General features: G+C 42.5%; 21 protein-coding genes and 1 pseudogene. 21 read left to right on the top strand and 1 reads right to left on the bottom strand.

Annotated elements, in window-relative coordinates; all coding sequences use genetic code 11:
• Positions 1-56 precede the first annotated feature (56 nt).
• The 18 genes and pseudogenes from DYH48_RS17495 (at position 57) to DYH48_RS17405 (ending at position 18,371) form a co-directional block, all read left to right on the top strand.
• Positions 57-527: a hypothetical protein gene (locus tag DYH48_RS17495; RefSeq protein WP_115335479.1), complete on the top strand. Its 471-nt coding sequence runs from the start codon at positions 57-59 to the stop codon at positions 525-527.
• 461 nt (positions 528-988) lie between these two features.
• The gene (locus DYH48_RS17490) at positions 989-1,558 is read left to right on the top strand and encodes a hypothetical protein (protein ID WP_014609910.1); all 570 of its coding nucleotides are present in this window, start codon (positions 989-991) and stop codon (positions 1,556-1,558) included.
• A 34-nt stretch (positions 1,559-1,592) separates the two neighbouring features.
• A complete protein-coding gene (yecR, locus tag DYH48_RS17485) occupies positions 1,593-1,916 on the top strand; it encodes a YecR family lipoprotein (RefSeq protein WP_014609909.1) in 324 nt (107 codons plus the stop codon).
• Positions 1,917-2,022: 106 nt separating this feature from the next.
• On the top strand, positions 2,023-2,253 hold the full coding sequence (locus tag DYH48_RS17480; RefSeq protein ID WP_014609908.1) for a hypothetical protein: 231 nt from the start codon (positions 2,023-2,025) through the stop codon (positions 2,251-2,253).
• Positions 2,254-2,314: 61 nt separating this feature from the next.
• Positions 2,315-2,722, top strand: coding sequence for a LexA family protein (locus DYH48_RS17475; protein ID WP_115335478.1), 408 nt, complete (start codon positions 2,315-2,317; stop codon positions 2,720-2,722).
• A complete protein-coding gene (locus tag DYH48_RS17470; RefSeq protein WP_115335477.1) occupies positions 2,723-3,979 on the top strand; it encodes a Y-family DNA polymerase in 1,257 nt (418 codons plus the stop codon).
• A 597-nt stretch (positions 3,980-4,576) separates the two neighbouring features.
• Positions 4,577-4,821 (top strand): annotated as a pseudogene (locus tag DYH48_RS24180) (HTH-like domain-containing protein).
• A gap of 21 nt (positions 4,822-4,842) precedes the next feature.
• Positions 4,843-6,669: an AAA family ATPase gene (locus DYH48_RS17455; RefSeq protein ID WP_115335476.1), complete on the top strand. Its 1,827-nt coding sequence runs from the start codon at positions 4,843-4,845 to the stop codon at positions 6,667-6,669.
• Between the two features lie 3 nt (positions 6,670-6,672).
• Positions 6,673-7,560, top strand: coding sequence for a sensor histidine kinase (locus DYH48_RS17450; RefSeq protein ID WP_115335475.1), 888 nt, complete (start codon positions 6,673-6,675; stop codon positions 7,558-7,560).
• Positions 7,557-8,966, top strand: a complete 1,410-nt coding sequence (locus DYH48_RS17445; RefSeq protein WP_172481209.1) for a response regulator — start codon at positions 7,557-7,559, stop codon at positions 8,964-8,966. Before DYH48_RS17450 ends, DYH48_RS17445 begins: the two co-directional genes overlap by 4 nt.
• Positions 8,967-9,289: 323 nt before the next feature.
• The gene (locus DYH48_RS17440) at positions 9,290-9,790 is read left to right on the top strand and encodes a hypothetical protein (protein ID WP_115335473.1); all 501 of its coding nucleotides are present in this window, start codon (positions 9,290-9,292) and stop codon (positions 9,788-9,790) included.
• A 27-nt stretch (positions 9,791-9,817) separates the two neighbouring features.
• The gene (locus DYH48_RS17435; RefSeq protein ID WP_115335472.1) at positions 9,818-10,150 is read left to right on the top strand and encodes a hypothetical protein; all 333 of its coding nucleotides are present in this window, start codon (positions 9,818-9,820) and stop codon (positions 10,148-10,150) included.
• Between the two features lie 543 nt (positions 10,151-10,693).
• Positions 10,694-14,974, top strand: coding sequence for an RHS repeat domain-containing protein (locus DYH48_RS17430; protein ID WP_115335471.1), 4,281 nt, complete (start codon positions 10,694-10,696; stop codon positions 14,972-14,974).
• A 2-nt stretch (positions 14,975-14,976) separates the two neighbouring features.
• Positions 14,977-15,855 (top strand): RHS repeat domain-containing protein, encoded by an 879-nt coding sequence (locus tag DYH48_RS17425; RefSeq protein WP_256613090.1) that lies wholly within the window; start codon positions 14,977-14,979, stop codon positions 15,853-15,855.
• A 2-nt stretch (positions 15,856-15,857) separates the two neighbouring features.
• Entirely contained in the window at positions 15,858-16,340 is a 483-nt protein-coding gene (locus tag DYH48_RS17420) for a hypothetical protein (RefSeq protein WP_115335470.1), read from the top strand.
• Between the two features lie 3 nt (positions 16,341-16,343).
• Complete coding sequence (locus DYH48_RS17415; protein WP_115335469.1) at positions 16,344-17,129, top strand: hypothetical protein; 786 nt, start codon at positions 16,344-16,346, stop codon at positions 17,127-17,129.
• A gap of 2 nt (positions 17,130-17,131) precedes the next feature.
• The gene (locus DYH48_RS17410; protein ID WP_256613089.1) at positions 17,132-18,031 is read left to right on the top strand and encodes an RHS repeat-associated core domain-containing protein; all 900 of its coding nucleotides are present in this window, start codon (positions 17,132-17,134) and stop codon (positions 18,029-18,031) included.
• A 16-nt stretch (positions 18,032-18,047) separates the two neighbouring features.
• Complete coding sequence (locus DYH48_RS17405; RefSeq protein ID WP_115335468.1) at positions 18,048-18,371, top strand: hypothetical protein; 324 nt, start codon at positions 18,048-18,050, stop codon at positions 18,369-18,371.
• A gap of 255 nt (positions 18,372-18,626) precedes the next feature.
• On the opposite strand, the gene DYH48_RS17400 is transcribed toward DYH48_RS17405, so the two are convergent.
• Complete coding sequence (locus DYH48_RS17400) at positions 18,627-19,523, bottom strand: hypothetical protein (RefSeq protein ID WP_115335467.1); 897 nt, start codon at positions 19,521-19,523, stop codon at positions 18,627-18,629.
• A gap of 229 nt (positions 19,524-19,752) precedes the next feature.
• Between DYH48_RS17400 and DYH48_RS17395 the strand changes: the two genes are divergently transcribed.
• The 3 genes from DYH48_RS17395 to DYH48_RS24000 are packed head-to-tail and all read left to right on the top strand — an operon-like array spanning position 19,753 to position 20,812.
• On the top strand, positions 19,753-20,022 hold the full coding sequence (locus tag DYH48_RS17395) for a hypothetical protein (RefSeq protein WP_014610896.1): 270 nt from the start codon (positions 19,753-19,755) through the stop codon (positions 20,020-20,022).
• Positions 20,019-20,429: an ImmA/IrrE family metallo-endopeptidase gene (locus DYH48_RS24005; RefSeq protein ID WP_256613088.1), complete on the top strand. Its 411-nt coding sequence runs from the start codon at positions 20,019-20,021 to the stop codon at positions 20,427-20,429. Before DYH48_RS17395 ends, DYH48_RS24005 begins: the two co-directional genes overlap by 4 nt.
• Positions 20,426-20,812: a hypothetical protein gene (locus DYH48_RS24000; RefSeq protein ID WP_256613087.1), complete on the top strand. Its 387-nt coding sequence runs from the start codon at positions 20,426-20,428 to the stop codon at positions 20,810-20,812. The genes DYH48_RS24005 and DYH48_RS24000 overlap by 4 nt, the downstream gene beginning before the upstream one ends.
• The last annotated feature ends 131 nt before the right edge of the window (positions 20,813-20,943 follow it).

The raw sequence follows: 20,943 nt of genomic DNA, 5'->3' as shown, positions 1-20,943 counted from the left end.
TATCGTACTTTAATTACTATTAATGGAATTGTGGGCTTGTAGCAGAGGGAAAGTAAATGAGTAAATTGCTAGAATGGAAGTTTGACGTCATCAATGATTCTCTTGATAAACTATTTGTTTTGGTTAAGAAAAATGAACATCCGCGGATGCTGGATGACTTGAATGCTTTTGTTAAAAAGACGGGCAAGCTTGAACTAGAAGACAGTTCATTCATGTCTATAAATGATTGGTTTGATTATTTAAGCCCTGAAACCCTCAAAAGCTTTAAAAGGACAATGTACGAAAAACGTAGGAAGAAAATCCGCCTTAAACATGAGACTCAGGTGGCGCTTCAGACATTGAAGGAAGTACATAAACTCAAAAGTGTTAACGATGTGATTTTATATTTGTTGGATATATATAACGAAGGTTCAGAAATAGGTGGCCCAAGACCCTATGTGCATACTATGTCTGAATCATTGTACGATAAGTTTGATGAGCCAATTTTACCATTGTATCCCAGAGCTAGAGTGGCAATGTGCTCGTGATCGTTAAGGTGCTAGAGAAGCTTAACTAAAGGAATTTATGTCATGGGAAGACGCTACAGACGCAGAAGCCACGCCAACCAAATAATATCAGACTCGGTGTTTATCGTTAGTCGGTTGTCTTGGTATGGTGCTTTCCTATATGGCCTAATCACGTTCCTACTCTTCTACTATGCCGTTCCCTATTGGTTAAGCTCTGTGCATGCCACTCAGGTGGGAACTAGTATTAACCAAGGCCTAGAAGTCATTAATCACCGTTGGATACGCGTATTTCATTATGTGGGTATTGCTTGTGGCGTGGCAGGGTTGCTTTTCACTGTTCGCAATTATTTTGTATTGCCAACAGCCCAACGTAATGAGAGGAGCTTTGCAGGGCTTTTAGCGCGATTTTTAGGACATCATTGGGATTAGACTTACTAAGAAGATCCTATCACCCAATTTACTAACAAAACAAGGAGGTCCTAATGTTAGATCCACTTTCTATTGCAACAAGTTTCTCAACGATAGTTGGGTTACTCAGTAACTTTAAAAGTGAGCGTTCAGGTGGGCAACTATCCGAATTTATTACATGGTTAAAGGAAAAGCACCACGAAGATGTTGTTTCTGGCATTGAGCAGAATCAGATGTTGTCTCGTCAGCTTCAATCTCTTTTAGTCTTGAATCATCACGATTTAGTGACGCGACTAGATTCACTGGATATGATTTTGGCCTCAATTGCTACGAATATCGACACCTTTTCTAGCCTTGCTACAACCATTCGGCCTGATAGTATTTTTTCAGAACAAGCCATTTCAATTGTTAAGCAATTTGTAGTCTCAGGAGCTAGTGAGATTTGGGAATCTAGTGAATTAGGAACTAGAGAGCCTGCATTTATATTTCTAGGTGGCTCTGGCCGAGTAAATATTAATGAGCCGAGATTTGTAGAAGACGATCTCAAGACTCTAGTTGAGTTTGGAATTCTTCGGTTGGATTATGGGAGTAAAGGGACGAGAAAATTCATCATTACTCGCAAAGCGGTTCAGTTGGTTGCATAGTGCTCATAAAACTGTACAAAAGAGAAGGTGTATAATGCAATATCGTATGCGCTCAGTTTCACTCGCGTTATTGACACTAGTTATTGTCAGTGGCTGTTCTAGCGTGCCTATTGATTGGAATGCAATGGATGGCAGTAAATCAAATGGTACTGTAGAACTTGCATACGAATATCGCCCTATTTTAGATACTCCGCCAAGTGATGATCATGATGCAAATTTAATAGCAAATCAAAAATGTCAGGGGTGGGGGTATTTGAGCGCTGAAGCTTTCGGTGGTGCCACTAAATCCTGTGCTAAAACATATAATGGCGATTGTGTGAGGGTTAAAGTTACAAAGGTGTTTCAATGCCTCAAGTAGTTAAGTGAATAGCCCTTATCATCAACCTTACTTGCACTGAGAGGAATCTTTACTATCGTCATATTGATAAAGGTATTTCAATTCTCTGGCTAAGGATGGCTAATTCATGATTTTCCGACCTATACGGGTTCTAGTCACTTCAATCCTGTTAACCTTGTTCGGTTTTATAGCCATGTTTGTATACACGTTAATGCAGCCACAGTGTATTGATGACTTAGCAGAGATAAGCGAGATTGCATCCCTCCGAGCTGAACAAGGCTATACCGACCCAATGAACATTAACGTGACCTTCGATAAAGAGAAGAACCAATGGTGTTACATTGAGGTCGTTGAATAATTCTTGCTAGCTGCTATTCTACGACTATAATTACTGTATGTAATCACAGTGGTTTATTGCTATGCGTGTTATCCCTATTCCTGCCCGTGCAGGCATTACAGGTTTTGAGTCACCAGCTGCTGAATACACGCAGCTAGGTCTAAGCTTGGATGAGTTATTGATTGACCATCCAAGCTCGACTTTTCTCGCCTTTGCAGAAGGGGATTCGATGCAAGGTAAAGGTATATTTGATGGAGATATACTCATTATTGACCGCCATGAAACAGTGCGTAATGGCGATGTGATTGTTGCCAGTTTAAATAGGGAGTTTGTTTGCAAAATCATTGATATTCCCCGCCGTTTACTGCTTTCCTCCAATCCACAACACCAGCCTGTCATCATTCACGAATACGATGAATTTAGTATTGAAGGGGTTATTACTCGTTCTATCCGTTGCCACCGTAAAAGTCCCATATTGAGTGAAAAGTAGATGTTTGCGCTAGTCGATGCCAATAGCTTCTACTGTAGCGCGGAACAGGTGTTCCGGCCTGATTGGCGTGGTAAGCCTGTTGTTGTACTCAGTAATAACGATGGGATGATTGTTGCTGCCAATAGACAGGCCAAAGAAGCGGGTATTCAGAAGTTTGTGCCTTACTTTCAAGTCAAAGCACTCTGTGCTAAGCGTGGTGTTATTGTGTGTTCGTCTAACTATGAACTGTATGCTGACTTGTCGAGCAAGATGATGAATATCATCGGCCGATTTGCGCCTGAGCAGCATGTCTACAGTATCGATGAAACCTTCCTGTCATTTAAGAACTGCTACCCTGCAATAAAGTGCCTCCGTACCCAAGGGCAATTGATAAGACGCGCTGTATGGAAAGAAGCCCGTTTACCTGTTTGTGTGGGGATTGCTAAGACCCTGACGCTGGCGAAACTAGCTAACCATGCAGCTAAGAAAATAGAGGGCTATAAAGGTGTCTGTGTCATCGACAATGACCAAGACAGAACAGCTATTTTAAAGCAGCTTGCAGTGGGTGATGTTTGGGGGATAGGACGTAGGATTAGCACGAAGCTCGAACTGATGAATATCCGTACTGCGTTTGACCTCGCTAACATGCCTGCAGGATTAGCCCGTAAACAGTTCAGTATCGAAGTCGAGCGCACCGTACGAGAGCTTAACAGCCAAGTATGCAAGGTATGGGATGAAGCAAGGGCTGATAAAAAGCAGATATTCTCGACAAGGAGCATGGGTGAGCGCATCACTGATTTTGAGTCATTACTGCAAGCATTGAGTAAGCATGTTGGTATTGCCGCAGCAAAAGCACGTAAGCAAGGCTCAGTCTGCAAGACTATGCTGTTATTTGCTACTAACTCGCCCCATGATGAGCGCCCTGTTAGCTATAAAACAATGGTGCATTTTCCTTGTCCAACTAACTGTACGGTCGAGCTGACTAAGGCCATATGTGAAGCCGCACCCAAGCTATTTCGTGAAGGTGTACGCTATTACAAGATAGGCGTAGGTTTGATTGACTTAGCGAGCGAAAGACACAGCCAATTAGACTTGTTCAATCCGCCAACAGCAAAGCCAGCGCTAATGCTTACACTCGATCACATTAACCAACGCTATGGCAGTGATACTCTGTTTGTCGCTGCTCAAGGCATAGAGCAAAAATGGGCAATGCGGAGGGATTTGCTGACACCTCAATACACAACTAAATGGCGAAGTGTCCCCCGTATTAAGTGCTAACGAGGATATGCCCCGAAGTGCGTTTCGCAGTTCAAAAGGGAAATAGGCCAAGTAAAGCTTTGCCTATAGAAAAGTTAATGTGAAAGGGGCTCATACGACTTAGAAGTTATGCATGTCTCATCTTTTTTTGGGGGGCTTAACATAACTCACCATTTCGGGCAGTTATTTAAAGGCCCCATGGGCACTTTGCCAGAACTAACCTGTTACTGTGAACCTTGAAAAGCGACAACGGCACTATCACCATAGATGCCAGCACTTCATGGCAAGTTGAGCTATTTATAGATAGCCCACATTCAAAAACAGTCCAACGCCAAACTTCCCTCATCCACCGCAGTAGCAGGTCTGGCTTGAACTAAATCGCCCCCATTCCTTACTAATTATACGCTAATCAACAAATAACCAGCAAGAATCCCCTATCAACCTCAGCCACAATCCATTTGGTTAATGCAACTTAGGTGTTGTAGGTTATGTTCTGTATCATGGGTGGCTAAGAAAAATGGTACCAAAATAACCTTCATAAAAAAAATTAATATAAACCTTTGATTATTTACATAATTTAGATAGATTATATAAAATCAACCTATCCAGAGATCTGTAATGCAGCTTGAAGATATATTCGAAAACATTCGTATAGCGTTAAATGTTGCACCAAGAAATCAATTCACAGCAGAGTTACACCTACAGATGTTAAAGTATGCTGATGACCTTAAGAGTAAACAGTCAAGGAGTTCTGTGACGGTGTTGGTATTAAAAAAAGCATTGGAACTGAGTTTGGCAAGATGAGAAACTTGAAGTCTCGTCTTAAATCAGCTGGCTTAGATACTAATCTACTTGAAACCTAGTTTGCGTGGGGGCGAAACACATTGATTATAAAAAATTTAAAAGTAGAGGAAGGCTTCTTTAGCAATCTAGACTTATCATTCACTTCAGGACTCAATGTACTGATTGGAGGAAGAGGTGTTGGTAAAACCTCTATTATAGAGTTGCTGCGGTTCGGGCTCGCTTCAGGCAACCTATCAGTAAATTCCAATGACTCAAGTGGACATGCTATTTCTATTTTACAGTCTTCTGGTCGAGTTTCTATTGAACTTGAACACGAAGGTCGAGTTATCAACGTATCTCGTTCAGCGATGGATAAACAGCCAATCTTCTCGGAGCCGTTTATGTCTCCGATTGTATTTTCACAGACAGAAATTGAAACCATAGGACTGAATATAGAAGGAAAACTGAATTTAATAGATAGCTTTATCCCAGATATTCAAGATGAAATTGGACTAATAAATAATTTAAACAGAGAGTTAGCAAGTGGCAGTGCACAGTTAATACAATTACGAAGAGAACTTGCTGAACTAAAAGAAAAAACAGCTTTACTCGTCCCCCTAAGGCAAAGAGAGCAGCTTTTACAAGCTCAGCAAGCTAATTTCGAAAAACAAAACCAAGCAGTTGCAAACAGCCAAAGGAATTTGAATGAGGTACAAGGCCGCTTAGCAACCTTAATGGTCGATATTCAAAATTTAGACGCCATAAAAAGCATTTTGAAAACTAGAATTCATAAACTTTCAGGATTGATTACTGAGCCTGCTTTACCTGAACTTTATACTGTAGAAGCCTCTAATCTAAATACACTTCTGAAAGGTGTTTACGAGGGAGATAGGCAGGCTATCAACCAAGTTATCCATAACAACGTATCGACCTTAAGCGACATTGAATTCGTTTATCAACAGCTCATGAATCTTAGACTATCCCTTGATGTAACAGCACGAGAAAAGAGAACTGAAGTCGAAAGCTTCACTGAAGGTGCTGGTGCAGTGCTTAGCGAGCTAGGTCGAGTAAAGCAAGAGATCGCTCAACTAGAAAACTTAAATCAATCGGTGCTTAGCAAGGAGAATCAACAAGCGACAACCTACCAACAATGCCAGAGCTTGCTTGAAAAAATATACAGTGTCAAAAATGTAATATTTGAGAAGCGCAATGCTGTCGTGCAAAAACTTAATCTCAATCTATATCCAACAATTAAAACTTCGATATTACCTCAGGCAAACTTGGTTTTGTATGCCGAGGCTCTTGAAAACACTTTGCGAGGGTCAGGTTTAAAATATAAAGAACTTATTCCTGTAATTGTTAATAAAATTTCTCCAGCATGGTTACTTTATTATTCGCATGCTCTCAAATACGAGGATTTTGCCGCAGCAATAGGTGTTCCCGCAGATAGAGCAACACGTATCCTCGCGTACCTCAATGAGAAAGATATTGCAAATGTACTTGTCGCTAAAGTTGAGGATATTATTGAATTTACTCTTTTAGATAATGGTATTTATAAAAATATTTCAGAATTGTCAATCGGCCAGCGCTGCACTGTTGCTCTCTCTGTCATTCTTGAAAATCCTAATAGGGTACTTATCATAGATCAGCCTGAGGATCATTTAGACAATGAGTTTATTGCTCAAACTTTGATAAAAGCCATTCAACAAAGAGCTACTTTGTCTCAAACTATATTATCTAGCCACAACGCAAATATCCCTGTATTAGGTAACGCGAGTAATGTGGTGAACCTTGATTCGAATGGACGGCGTGGATTTATCAAGTGTATGGGGTCTACTGGAGATAAACATGTTAAAGATGTTATTGAGGCGATTATGGAAGGCGGAAGGGAAGCATTTAAAAAACGTTCAGAATTTTATAGCGTTTAAATTATGGATCTAAAACAGCTGTTAAGTGATTTACAAAGCCTAAGCCCTGAGAAGCAAATTGAGAGGCTAAGAGCATTTAAAGAATCAGCAACTCCTGAGCAAAAGAAGTGCTTGGAGCATGCAGCCGTTGAAACTGGGCAGCCGTGGATTCGAAGTGCGCTACTAGATATCGCTAACTCTGACAAAGTTGCGGTGGCTATAGAATCCCAGTCTCACGTATTGGAACAAGTTTTTGATATCGAAGCCGTAAAAAGTGAAGCGGTGTCTGATAGCATAGGTCAGGTACTCCATGAACTCGACCCGATAATAGGCTCCATTGCCGTTTTCGCTGCAAAGGAGATACCGGATTTTTTACATTCGGAAACCAGATATGAATTAGATAAATTAAATGAAGTACTTGAAATTTTTGAGGATTGGAGAAAAGTTGAACAGCCTCCGACGTATAAAGAGGTAAACGTTTTTAACGTTATCCAAACAGAAGTAGCTAGATTATCCCCGAAGTCTAAAGTTGAGATCCAAATAGACGTTCCTAGAGACCTCGCATATGTATTGTCTCCTGCTTTACTGAGAATAATCATATCTAATGCATTAAGAAATGCTGTCGAATCGAGCAATCAATCTACAATTCGAGAAAAACACCCAATTATTGTCCGAGGGAGTGCAACTGATGGCTTTATCTGGTTTTCCGTAATAGATGACGGATTGGGACTTCAATTTAAAACCGAAGTGCTGCTTAAAAGTCGACATACCACAAAACCAGGAAATAGAGGTTTAGGTTTAGCTATCGTTAACAAAGCAGTGAATTCTATGGGTGGACAATGGGATCTAAAAAACTCGACTCCATATGGAGCCGAATTTTATTTTGAAATACCGGAAAGGAAATTAAGTTGAACATATTGCAGGTCGAGGATGACAAAGATTGGTTTGAGCGAACAGTCAAACCCCTACTTATTGGAATTGGCGCGAATAATATATATCACGAACAGTACTATGACAGTGCTATACAGCTCCTAAACACTCATGACATTGATTACATTGTTCTTGATCTGGCAATTCCATTGAACCTCGAGAATCCTGTACCTGATGTTTCTATCGGGCTACGGCTAGCTTCTCACGTTCGAGAAAATTATTCCGGAACACCTTTGTTAATACTTACAGGGCAGCAAACAGAAGAAGCTGTAGATCAGTTCGTTGATGATCAAGAGCTTACAACTTTTTGGGATGGTACACGAAAGAGTCTTATCAAAGTGAAACCCAAAAGGTTAGTCAGTGCAGCGATAGCTCTGCTTTCTGAAGCAGCTAGAGAGTTAAACGCCATAGAAGCAATTGAAATATCAGAAACTGGTTGTGAATTAAGTGCGTTTGACAAAAGAGTTATTCGTATATTTTGTAAGGCTCATGCCGCAATTGCCGCGAAGGTAAAATCATTAAATGGTGGCCTTTCATCCGCAAAAGTTCTACAAGTAGAGTTAGTAAATACTCAAGGAGCACCCTTCCCTTGGTCATCACTACTTAAAATAGACGAAAAGCATAAAATTGATATTGAAAGCAATAACTTCCAGAGCCATGTGAATAAACTTCCGGTTGGTAGTTTCCCTAATGTAATTAGTGAATACGTTGCAGGTTGCGCTGGTAGAAAAGGCATTTGTTATTCATTTGCTAAAAATTATGAGAAAAACTACTTTAACTATTTATTATCTTGTGAAGAGAGCACGCTAATTATTCTGGAAAGGCTAAAAGACATTCTCAGTCACTGGAGCCAAACCAAGATTACTCAACAAATCTCTATTAGAGATATCAGACAAAATATATGCCCAGACCATAAATTTGAAAGTCTTATTGAAATTAGAAAACAGCTAGGTTTAGATGAGTTCGAGAGGAAAAATCTGAGTGCAAACTTCTGCATTCAACACGCAGATCTTCATGGCCTAAATATTCTAGTATCGAAAGATCTTCAGCCAATTTTGATAGATTATGGAGACATAAAATTGGCCCCATCTGTGTTAGACGTGGTTACACTCGAGTTAAGTCAATATTTTCATCCATCACTTAAAGATATTCAGACACCAAATATAGAACTGTTTGAAAATTGGTTTAATAACGACAAATTTTTTACACTGAGCAAGTTACCGCGTGTTGCCCAGTTTCTTCGGCAATGGAAATCTGAAAATGGCTTCCTAGAACGAGAATACATAGCAACAGTTTATTCATACGCCTTGCGACAATTAACGTACAAGGGAACGAATGTACAGATCGCAACTAAACTTATTGAAACGGCTATATCCTCTTATAAGTGAATACATTGGGAAGCTCATTCACTAAGCGTCCCAGACTTTCACAGTTTTAGAGCTAACTTCTCTGCATTTAGATGCGAGTAGCGTTTCAACATAGCTTAGTTTTTGTGACCAGTAATAGCTGAAACCTCCATAATTTGAAGTCCTTTTTCAACTCACGGAAAGCAGGGACTGAATCGCCACCGATTTCCTAGACACCTTTTAGTTAGATAAACTAACCCCCCCTGTAATATCGCAAATTAGCTCTGCACTGATTGACTAAACAAAAACAAGGAACAATAATCGGTAACGATATGTTTTACATTGATTTACAAGAGGGTTAACCATTGATAAAAGAACAAGATCCAATGACAGGATTCAAAACACTTGAGCAAGCTTTTGCCACAGGTTGGAGAATGAGGAGGGTATCATTTACTACAGATATTTTTGTAGAAAAAGATAAAGCACTTGGGGCAGATAGGTACACTTACGCAAAATTATTAAAGTTAAAAGTACAACAAACGGTTGTACTTAACGAAGTAGAGCCCCTAAACGATTTACCTTGCTTTCAGTTATTCTACGGAACACTAGAAAGTCTACGAGGACAAGGGTTAACTGTTCCTTTCATTACAAAAATACTAGCGCAGTTCAACAAAGATCTACCGAACAGATACAAGAAGTACTACCTTGAAGTATCAATTGATAAAACGAACTTAGCGTCTATTGCTGTAGCGAAAAGCTTATTTGGTGAACATACAACTGAGAGTGTAGACCGATTATCAGGAAATACCCCTATATTCGTTTGGCAAAAGTTAGTAGATAAAAAAACAAATACAATAATGAATTAACTCAATAATCGAAATGGAATTAATCGTATGGGAAAAGCGAAACCATTAACAATTTCAGGGCTACATTTTTTAAAGCAAGGTGAAGCACTAGAATATTTTATGTCAAAACGTCCAGAGTTGATGAATCAAAGTCAGATCACTCAAGGTGAGCTGTTTGAAGCTTTAAAAGATTTATATATTCGCTACTGTGAAAAATCACCAGGTTGGGAGCTAAATGGACGGTTAATCACAGCTTTTCTTGTCGATTTCGAGCCACGTAAAAATAATGGGGTTTGGGCCTCTTACCCATGCTATAAAGTCCACTTTTCAAACAATGAAACTCGGCCATTTTCAATAAAGAAAGCACTACAATCGCTATAAAAACACTGCGAGTAAACATAAACCTGCTTTCTTAAGATAGTCATTAGTAATAATAATGACTATCTTATAGTTTAGAGCTTAAGCACTAAGTTTATTTCTGTCCAAAAGTGAGCCCGTGAATCTGTCTCTCACAGACAGACTCACACATAAAGCTCAGCTATCTCGTGTTCGTTATATGCTGACGTGTTTCTGCACGCCTAAGCTAGTTAGAAGTAAGGTATGAGTCAAAATCTGAATGTTTATGCAATTTTGTGTGCATAAGTGAAGACTATCGACATAATCTAGCAATCTGCTTCGAAAACAGCTGAAATCTGCTCGAAAACACACGATTTTTGCATGTTAACAGTTATTAAAGTGCAAATGCTTCCAGGAATCACATACTTGTGTCGTTGATTACTTCTGTGACATTGTAAGTCAGTGCTTTATGAGGCTAACTGCTATCTAGTATATTAGTGGCGATTAAGTACGTTTTATCGCTATATACATTTGTGACGTTCTGGTATATAAAAATCATACTGCGCAATTGGCTATAAAGGGATAAGGATGTCGAAAATCGCAAGGCAAGCTTTCATTTGTAAATGTTTACTTTTATCCAGCTTTTTTCTCTCTCAAACGGTTCTGGCTGACATAGATGGCCTACCCAATGAATTTTATCTGGAACGAGCGGTTCCAACTCGCGATTTAGATGTGCTGTCTTCTAATTTTGCCGGCGATAAAATTTCATTAGCGACTGGAGCCATAGAGTTCAGTGTAAATGATATCAACATCCCGCTTTCGAGTGATTTGAGTGTCAACTTGTCTCGCTATTATGACAAGTTGACAGGGGTTAACGTCAAAAAGTCATTAGCTTTCGGAGATTGGGGCATTGATTTACCAAGGATCGAAAGTAATTACTTGTCGGGCGATACTCGTTATAGCAATAACTACACTTCGGCCACCGCATGTAGCATGTTGCTGGCACCCGGGGGGGTAATGGGTGCCCTAGGACAAAGCTTTGAACCGTGGGAATTCTATAATGGCGCTAATTTGATTATCCCTGGCGTAACCAAAGGACAAGTTACTCGCTACAACAATTCAAGAGCGAACTACATTGTCAATGAAAGCTATCTTGTTAGCTGTAAAACTGATATTTCGGGCAATGAATATTTTTATGTCGAAGCCCCTAGTGGATTGAAATATGAGCTAAAGGATAAGTCAAATATTGCTGGGTTTTCTGCTGTGAAGAACTTTAAGGCCGCGGGACGTGGTAAAGTCGTCTATTCAGTCAGTTCCGTTACCGATTTAGCTGGGAACAAAGTCACTTACACATATGATAATCAGAAACTCGTCAACGTGAATTTTAAGCCAGTTGGCGGCGCATCAGAATCTATTATGACTTTTCAGTACGACTCATCTAAGCGTGTCATTTCAGTGAGTACTACGAATAAGACGTGGACATACACCTATTCAAGCAATAATTTAAACAGAGTAACACTGCCAGACAACACATACTGGCAGTATTCTTTTCCCGAGTTTTCAGAATACACTCCTCGGGTTTTAATTCCAACAAGTAATTATGTGAACTATAATCGCGATTGTTACTACATTACAACGCTCCCCACTAATTCTCAGTTAACAGTCAAACATCCGAATGGTGCAAATTTAACCCTCGACGTCGGGCTTGTTATCCATGGCGCTACCGATATGCCTGCGGCAATCAATGGCACTAGTACTGTTTATAATGTCAATGCGTGTCGAGGCAGTATTGCTGTTACAGCTAAATCCATCTCAGGGCCAGGGCTTGAAAACAGTACATGGCATTATCAGTATAGTAACGATGGAATGCATTGGGTAAGTACCGGATTCACTGGTAGTACTTCTGCTGCGCGAATGAATACAGGTGCGCTTTTAGATAATGAGAAAGTCACACTATGTTCGTCAATTGCTGAATGTGCCGCTGTCCCATCTGACTTAGGATTTGAGCGCTTCGATTTACGCGTATTAAAGCTAATTTCACCTGATGGTTCTTTCACTAAGTATTATATCAGCAAGCGTTTTGATTATACGGAAGGGCAAATTGTCGGCGAGGAGGTTTACTCAAAAGAATTGTCTCTGTTAAGTAGGAAAATCAATAAGTTTTCTAAAGGTACAGCCCGAGGTGATAACGGCGTTTATACGGACATTACCATGTCAAACGTGGATGCGCAGATTTATCCATTAAGACAAATACAATCAAAAATTATCGAGAATTCGGACTGGTACATTACTGATTATAGTGATTTTAATGCATACGAGGTGCCTCAAAAAGAGCATTTCTACAATAGCGTTAATAGTTACCAATTATACCGAAAAACCACCTTCCTCCACGATACCACTAAATGGGCGATAAATTTGCCAACTGCAAAATATCTCTCGAATACGGATGCGTATGGCAGCGCTTACCAAGAGTTGAGCTATCATTCAACACTTGGTAAGCCATATCAACAAAAAGTGTTTGGCAGTCTACTCGTTACCTATTCTTATGACACTAAAGGTGAGCTATGGCAATCGACATATAATGGCTCTAGCCGTTATGAGAAATTTGAGAATTACTATCGAGGTAAACCTCAGAAAATAACTTTACCTTGCGCGCAAACAGATGGTTGTAATACAGCCAATGGCAGTACTTCGAACACCATTATTGCACTTCAAATAATGAACAGTGATGGTACTGTTCAAAGTATTACGGACTTTAATGGTAATAAAACATCATATAATTATAACCCTGTAGGTTGGTTAACTAAAATTGATTATGCTGATCCTAAATGGGTGGATAAGATTATAAGTTATTCGGCAGTAAGTACGAACGATGATGGTATTGCTGGTAGTGGTATTTCTGTTGGAAGTTTGCGGAAAACAATTTCGCAAGGTAATTACGAAAAACGTATTTATCATGATGGTTTATTGCGACCTATCTTTACCCGTGAACGTGATTCAGCTAACGCATCGACAGTTCGATATCAAACCATGGCATATGACCATGAAAACCGTCAGTCGCTATCGAGTTTTCCAAGTTCTGATGCAAGTAATCGTATAGGTATGGAGACCGAATATGATGTGCTGGGTCGTATTGTTAATCAGACTCGAACTAGTGATGGTAGTGTCAGCAGTTATGAATACCTAGCAGGTAACAAAGTTGCTGTAACTGATGGTGAGAATAATACAACAACTACAACTTATCTCGCTTATGGGGAACCTTCCTTTGATAAGCCGACGTTAATCGAAGCACCTGATAGTGATGACATTACGATTGAGTATAACCTTTTTGACCAAGTTACCAGTATTCGTCAAGGTAATGTCACTGAAACGCGTCTCTATGATGCTTATCAACAATTGTGTAAACAGGTACGCCCTGAAACAGGAATTGCCGCATTTGGCTATAATGGTCAACGTCAACAGATATGGCGAGCTCAAGGTACCATTGGTTCTACTACAAGCTGTGATGCGGGCGCAGTACCTGCCATTCATAAAACCTTGTTAGCTTATGACAATCTGGGGCAGCTGCGCAGCGAGAACTTCCCCGACAGCACCCCTGATAAAACCTACAGTTATGACGCCAATGGCAATTTAATATCTTTGCTTGCAGGGCCAGTGAGTTGGAGCTACCTGTACAACAGCCAAAATGTCATAGACAAGGAAACTCTGTCGCTGGATGGGCGTAATTTTGTCTTAGATTGGGAGTACAACAGTCTTGGTGACTTAAGTTCACTGAAATATCCTTCAGGCGCAGTGATTGATTTTGCACCGAATGCTTTAGGGCAGCCCACTAAAGTTGGCAGTTATGCAACAGGCGTGAGTTATCATCCTAACGGTCAAATTAAGCAGTTTACCTATGGCAATGGCATAGTGCGCAAGGTCGCACTGGATACTACGGGTCGAATAGATGCAATCACCGACAGCAAGAGTGGCGTACTCAGGAACAAGCTGGATCCCGGCTATGATGCCAATGACAATCTGGAAAGCCTGATCGACTGGGTGGACCGCAGCAACGACATCGACAACCTCAGCTATGATGGCGTCGACCGCTTGCTCAGCGCCGATGGCCGCTGGGGCACGGGTGACTACAGCTATGATGGTCTGGGTAATATCATGAGTCGCAACCTTAACGGCTCCAACATAGGTTACCACTACAACGGCCTCAACCGTCTCAACAACCTCAGCGGCGCCTACGCCTATGGTTATCAGTACGATGCCCGCGGCAATGTGACCCATAACGGTCGTTACAGCCTTGCCTATAACCTCGGTCAGCAGCTGACCGCGGCCAAGGGCATAGCCTATGTCTACGATGGCCACAATCGCCGGGTGCGCAAGACGGAGAATGGCACCAACAGTTACAGTGTCTACAGCCAAGGCGGTCAGCTGTTGCACCGCCGGGACGCCGATGGCAGCCAAACCGACAGCATCTACCTGGGCAAGACCCTGGTGGCTGAAGTCTACGGTGGCACGCCCCCGCCTCTGCCTCCGCCGACAAGCGATCCTCTGCCTCAGGTCAACCTGAGCCTGAAGACCCTGTCAAGCGGTGACGAGTGTCCGCCCAAGACGACCTGTGCCCAAGTGACCAATGGCAGCAGCCGGCACGTCTTGTCCTGGAGCAGCAGCTATGCCGACAGCTGCAGTGGGCTGGTGAACAAGAGCCTGAATGGCGTCAATAAAGGCACGATTCTCCTGACGGGCACCAGCAATTTTGGTATCAGCCTGGCGGCTGACGGCACCCTGTATTCAGTGTCTCTGACCTGCACGGGTGCAGGCGGGCAAACGACCAAACAGGCCAGTGCCAGTGGCACCGGCACCGGGATGGAGATGTAATCATGGATATCAGAACAATCAGCATGAAGTTTATGATGCGGCTAATACTGCTGGCAACGGCACTCATCGCCTTGTCGTCCTCTGCGGCCACGGTACGCTACCAGCACACAGACATGCTGGGTTCAGTAATTGCCGAGTCGGATAGTGCAGGCAATATCATCAGCCGCAGCCACTACGAGCCCTTCGGCAAGCGCATGGGCGGCGACAAACCCGGCATAGGCTACACGGGTCACCTGCAGGATGAAGATCTGGGGCTGACCTATATGCAGCAGCGCTACTATGATCCGCTGATAGGTCGGTTTTATTCGAATGATCCTTTAGCATTTAGGGATGTGCATAGTTTTAACCGGTATGCGTATGCCAACAATAATCCCTATAAGTATGTAGATCCGGATGGGAAGGCTGCGGAAAGTTATCTGAATCGACCCCAAGGTGTGTCAATATCTCAGCACCAAGCTGCTACGGGTAAGGCTGGAGGAGCAATAGTCAGAGGGCCCCTTGGGGCTGCTGTTCAAATTGCTGTTATAGTTGCCCAAGCGGCAAGTGATCTGCCATCTGGTGTTCCAGAGATACCAAAAGGCTTAGTTGGCGATCAAAGTGATCACAGGGCTGGCCCTAATAAAAGTGGCAACAAACACACATCAGGTGTTCTCACTCCAGAAAATGGTGGGACAGGGGATTATGAACAAGATCTTGGAACTTTGACCGGTGGGACTCGTCCTGCTGGACCGGGAGATTCAGCACCTCCAGGAAGTCAGATAGGTGAAAATGGGATCTTTGGAAGACCGGAAAATACTAGTGGAGGCTCGAGTATTGACATACCCGCTAATGGTGACAAGCCACATGAAACACTGCACTACCCACCAAAAGAGCAGGACTAGTCATGAAATACTTAAAATTTAGTACTGGTGATGTTTCACTGGACGTTATAAAGCATACACTTTTGAATAATAGAGTTATTGGGTATAGCGTCCCAACATCACAGAACTTGTCTTGTACTTGGATGTTTAACATTTATTTTGAAGGTCTTGATAAAACCCTCAGCTTCTCATCAGAAGTTGCGAGCTCTACAGGATGGAAGGAATATGGGTATTTAAGGGTGGATTTTAAACCAATTGAATACAATAAAGATGTACTTACATATACAGCTATTGAGCCAATAGATATTTCATCTTTAGATGTTCTAGTAAATGAAGAGGATGATGTAGTTGCTGAGTGCGGGCTTATCTTACTTGGTAAGAATAAAAGAGAGATCATTATATCAACTGCCCCAGCTCCTGGTGCAGTTTCTATTAGGTCAGACTTTAGCAGTTTAGGATATACGCCAGAAATATTATTTGAGCAGTGTAGCAAAAAGAGAATTTGACCAATGGGGTCGGAGTCATTGATTGGCCGCTGGGGCACGGGTGACTACAGCTATGATGGTCTGGGTAATATCATGAGTCGCAACCTTAACGGCTCCAACATAGGTTACCACTACAACGGCCTCAACCGTCTCAACAACCTCAGCGGCGCCTACGCCTATGGTTATCAGTACGATAGCCGCGGCAATGTGACCCATAACGGCCGTTATAGTCTTGCCTATAACCTCGGTCAGCAGCTGACTGCTGCCAAGGGCATAGCCTATGTCTATGACGGCCACAACCGCAGGGTGCGCAAGACGGAGAATGGCACCAACAGTTACAGTGTCTACAGCCAGGGCGGTCAACTGTTGCACCGCCGGGACGCCGATGGCAGCCAAACCGACAGCATCTACCTGGGCAAGACCCTGGTGGCTGAAGTCTACGGTGGCACGCCCCCGCCTATGCCTCCGCCGACAACCGCTCCTCTGCCTCAGGTCAACTTGAGCCTGACGACCCTGTCAAGCGGTGGCGAGTGTCCGCCCAAGATGATCTGCACCCAAGTGACCAATGGCAGCAGCCGGCACGTCTTGTCCTGGAGCAGCAGCTATGCCAGCAGCTGCAGTGGGCTGGTGAACAAGAGCCTGAATGGCGCCAATAAAGGCACGATTCTCCTGACGGGTACCAGCAACCCAGGCATCAGCCTGGCGGCGGACGGTACCCTGTATTCAGTGTCACTGACCTGCACGGGTGCAGGCGGGCAAACGACCAAAGAGGCCAGTTGCAGTGGCACCGGCGCCGGGATGGAGATGTAATCATGGATATCAGAACAATCAGCATGAAGTTTATGATGCGGCTAATACTGCTGGCAACGGCACTCATCGCCTTGTCGTCCTCTGCGGCCACGGTACGCTACCAGCACACAGACATGCTGGGTTCAGTAATTGCCGAGTCGGATAGTGCAGGCAATATCATCAGCCGCAGCCACTACGAGCCCTTCGGCAAGCGCATGGGCGGTGATAAGGAAGGAATTGGCTACACGGGCCATCTGCAAGATAAAGACTTAGGTCTGACTTATATGCAGGCACGATACTATGATCCACTCATAGGTCGTTTTTATTCGAATGACCCTATTGGATTCAGGGATGTGCATTCGTTTAATCGGTATGCTTATGGGAATAATAATCCCTATAAATATACTGATCCTGATGGTCAAAATCCCATAGATGCATTTGTGAAAGAGGGTGAGACAATTGCTAATATGTTTGGTTTTGATAGTGCAAGTCAGGCCACAGAACAAGGTCAAAGCGCAATTGATTCTACTGGAAATGTTGCAGAGGCTGTTTCTAATGAAATAGGCAGTCGTATGTCAGTTTCTGCCAGCGGTTCAGCTGGTTTGGGGCTAGGCGCTACAATATCAGCAGAAGTAGACTCCCAGACTCTACAAGGGGAAGGTGTTAAGTTAGACGGTGGATTGACAGGACCCGCTTATGGCGCTTCAGCTGGCGTTACTGGTAATCTGACAATAGTAAAGCCTGATTCAAATGCTAAAGGTCTTATCACTAGTACCACAGCCATGGCTGGGAATGGTTTAGGAGGCGGTGTGACTATTCAATGGACGCCCTCTATTGGAGTAACAATCCATGCAGGTCCTGTAGCAGGCGTAAGTGTTGAGTCAAAAGTCGCGGGTGTGGAAACACGCATTTTAGAAAACTAATTTGGAGCATCATTTAATGAAATTTCTTTGGACAATTAGTATCCTAAGCCTCTTTCCTATAACCTTTTGGTATTTTATTTCCTTAAAAGAAATGTCGTCACTGTTAGAAAGCAAGTATCCAGATACGTGGGAAACATTAGGCAAAATTGGTTTTGTTCGCAATAACAGTCTAACTAATTCAAACAAATTGATTATGTTCTTGCTAAAAAGAGAGTATCAAGAACTTAATGATGCAAATTTAGATAAAACGGCCTCTTTATGTCGAGCACTGCTGATTGTTGGAACTATACTCGCTGCACTCGCATTCATTATGCCAATATTAATTGGTAAGTACGGCTAAATTGAAAGAGGCTGGACATCCAAACCTTTCTGAAGTACTGATAAGTCGTAGGTAGGTTCGCGAAGTGTGGCCAGTTTTCAGCGGAACACTGGCCAACTTTTTTCGGAATGGTGGCCAACCTGTTTCGGAATCGTGGTGGCGTTAGGGCGGAATATACATGTGTATATTCCGTCTTTTTTGACCAGTTTTCCGATTTTGTTTGGCCACCATTCCGAAAAAAGTTGGCCACCATTCCGTTAATGATTGGCCACTTGCTTAGTGCCTTATGCTCACTTGTTGATGTTTGGCTAGGTGCTTGTTCATCGTTGCGATGAGCCAATTCAGCCCCGACTTAGACTCTGGTAGCACGTAATGGGGGTCATTGAAGGCCTGCGCTAACTCTTGGTTTATCAGTTGAGTATTCCCTTGTAATTTCCAATACAAAAAGAGCTGTTGGCTTTTAAAACTGCCGACAATACCTAAATCTTCTGCGGCTAGTAGAAAACTCAGCATGGCTTGCGCATAGCAAAAGGTCTGCTCAAACCCTCCTTGCCATAGATCCAAATCGCATTTTGATAAGCGTGAGTCTTCGACAATCACTTGCTCAAAGTACGTCCACAACAACATGGGGATATGGCTGAAATCACTGATAAGCAGATATTGAACGTATTTGTGCACGGCGAATGACAGACTTTGCTGTGCTTGAAAATCAACGGTAATGCTCTTATCCCGACAAAGTGCGATAAGGCAGGCAAAGGCGTCATGGTTCCATATTCTTAATAGCCCCTGCACGGTACTGTCTCTGATGATCTTCAATGATTTTGGCTGAGAACCACTGGTATTGCGTTTAAATATCAGTTGTTGAATGGAAAGCGGAAGCGATTGGTAAAAGCGTTGCCAATAGTCTGCATCGAGTGGGCCTTCTGCCAGCGCGACCCACATGGGATGCTCATAAAACACTTGCAAGGCTTTTGCCTGTGATGGACTCATGTGGCCATAAATCTTTCTCAAGGTTTGCGGTGATGGAGAGTGTGTACCGAGAAGATAACGATCCCATTTACAGGAACGCATGCGTGTGCCGTCGTCTTTGCGCGTGATGGTTCCGGGTTCAAATAAACGCTCACACTGGTAGCCTTTGACGGCAATTCCTGCATACGCACATACCTTCTCCATTAATACCCGAGTACGTAAGATCTCAACTCTATTTCTGGGCGGGCGTCCTCGACGTCCCGAATTTTCAATGGCCATTGCAAAAACGCATTAACAGCGCTTAGTAACGCATAATGACGTAATTTTAGCCCAAATGTGAGGATCGAAATGGTTTTAACCTTACTCATGTACGTTTTACTAGGTTAGTCCTATGGTTAAAACAGTTGTCACTAACCGTTAGCGCAAAACTCTGATGATCACTGAAACCACATTACCGAATGTCGTCCAGCTTGCTGAAAAACTGGAAGCATCACTGATGGTGCAATATGGGCCTGTCATTGGTGGCAGCAACTTACACAAAGCATTGGGGTATGTGTCATCGGGCGCTTTTCGGCAAGCGGTTTATAAGAAAACGCTCCCTATTGCGGTGTTTAGTATTGAAAATCGGCGCGGTAAGTTTGCGTTGACCAAAGACGTTGCTCTCTGGCTCGCCACGCAGCGTATGCAGTTACAGGTAGGATGACGAGTCTAAAAATTCAAAATGAAGTTTTTGAGCTTTATTATGAACTTGGTATTTCAGACCCGAGAGATATTGATCTAGAAGGGATAGCTTTTTACAAAAACGCTATCGTTAAAAGAAAACCACTATGTGGATGCGAGGCGAGAATCATAGGTGTTGATAGTAAAGCGATTATTACTGTCAATGAAACATCGTCAATAGAAAGACAGAATTTTTCTATTGGGCATGAGCTAGGCCACTGGTTCAAGGACAGAGGAAAAATTGGGAATTTATGTTCCAAAAGCGATTTAGGTGAAAACTGCCTACATAAGGTTAAACCGAGTGAAAAAATTGCCAACGATTTCGCCTCTGAACTCATAATTCCGCATTTTATGATCAAGCCTGTTATTACGGGTACGGATATGCTGTGAGATATGTAAAAAGCTTGTTCGCAGGAAGTTTCATGGCAACGCTGAGGCGGATTATCGCAATGAATCACCATATGGCGTTCTTCGCCTCTTACAACAAAGAAGGGATTAGAAATTATTTTAATCATTCACCTCAACTTCCTGGTGAGTTTTTTCCTCCTCAAAGGGTTCCAATAGGTTCCGCAATATACACTTTGATCAAAACAGGAAACGATTTAGGGCCTACAGTTGTAGATGGTGATATTTGGTGCAGAGAAGACCTTGCAAGTGGTGCTGTAGTGCATGAACACGCATTCCATTACCATAATGATGAGTTTCTAACATTAGTATGGTGGAAGGACGAAGAACCTATCTGGAGCTTATCTGAAATGAAAAACGGGTTCTAAAGGCTTTAGTAAAAAATCTTAGTTACATTATTCCCCACTTTTTTTAAATCGAGCCATGCATTACCTTTGATGTTCAGCCTTAGAGCTTTGAGTATAAGAATGAAGATAAATGACTATTTATGCCTAATCTG

The organism is Shewanella baltica, assembly GCF_900456975.1.
GTDB lineage: Bacteria > Pseudomonadota > Gammaproteobacteria > Enterobacterales > Shewanellaceae > Shewanella > Shewanella baltica.
This window is presented reverse-complemented; position numbering and strand designations above follow the sequence as displayed.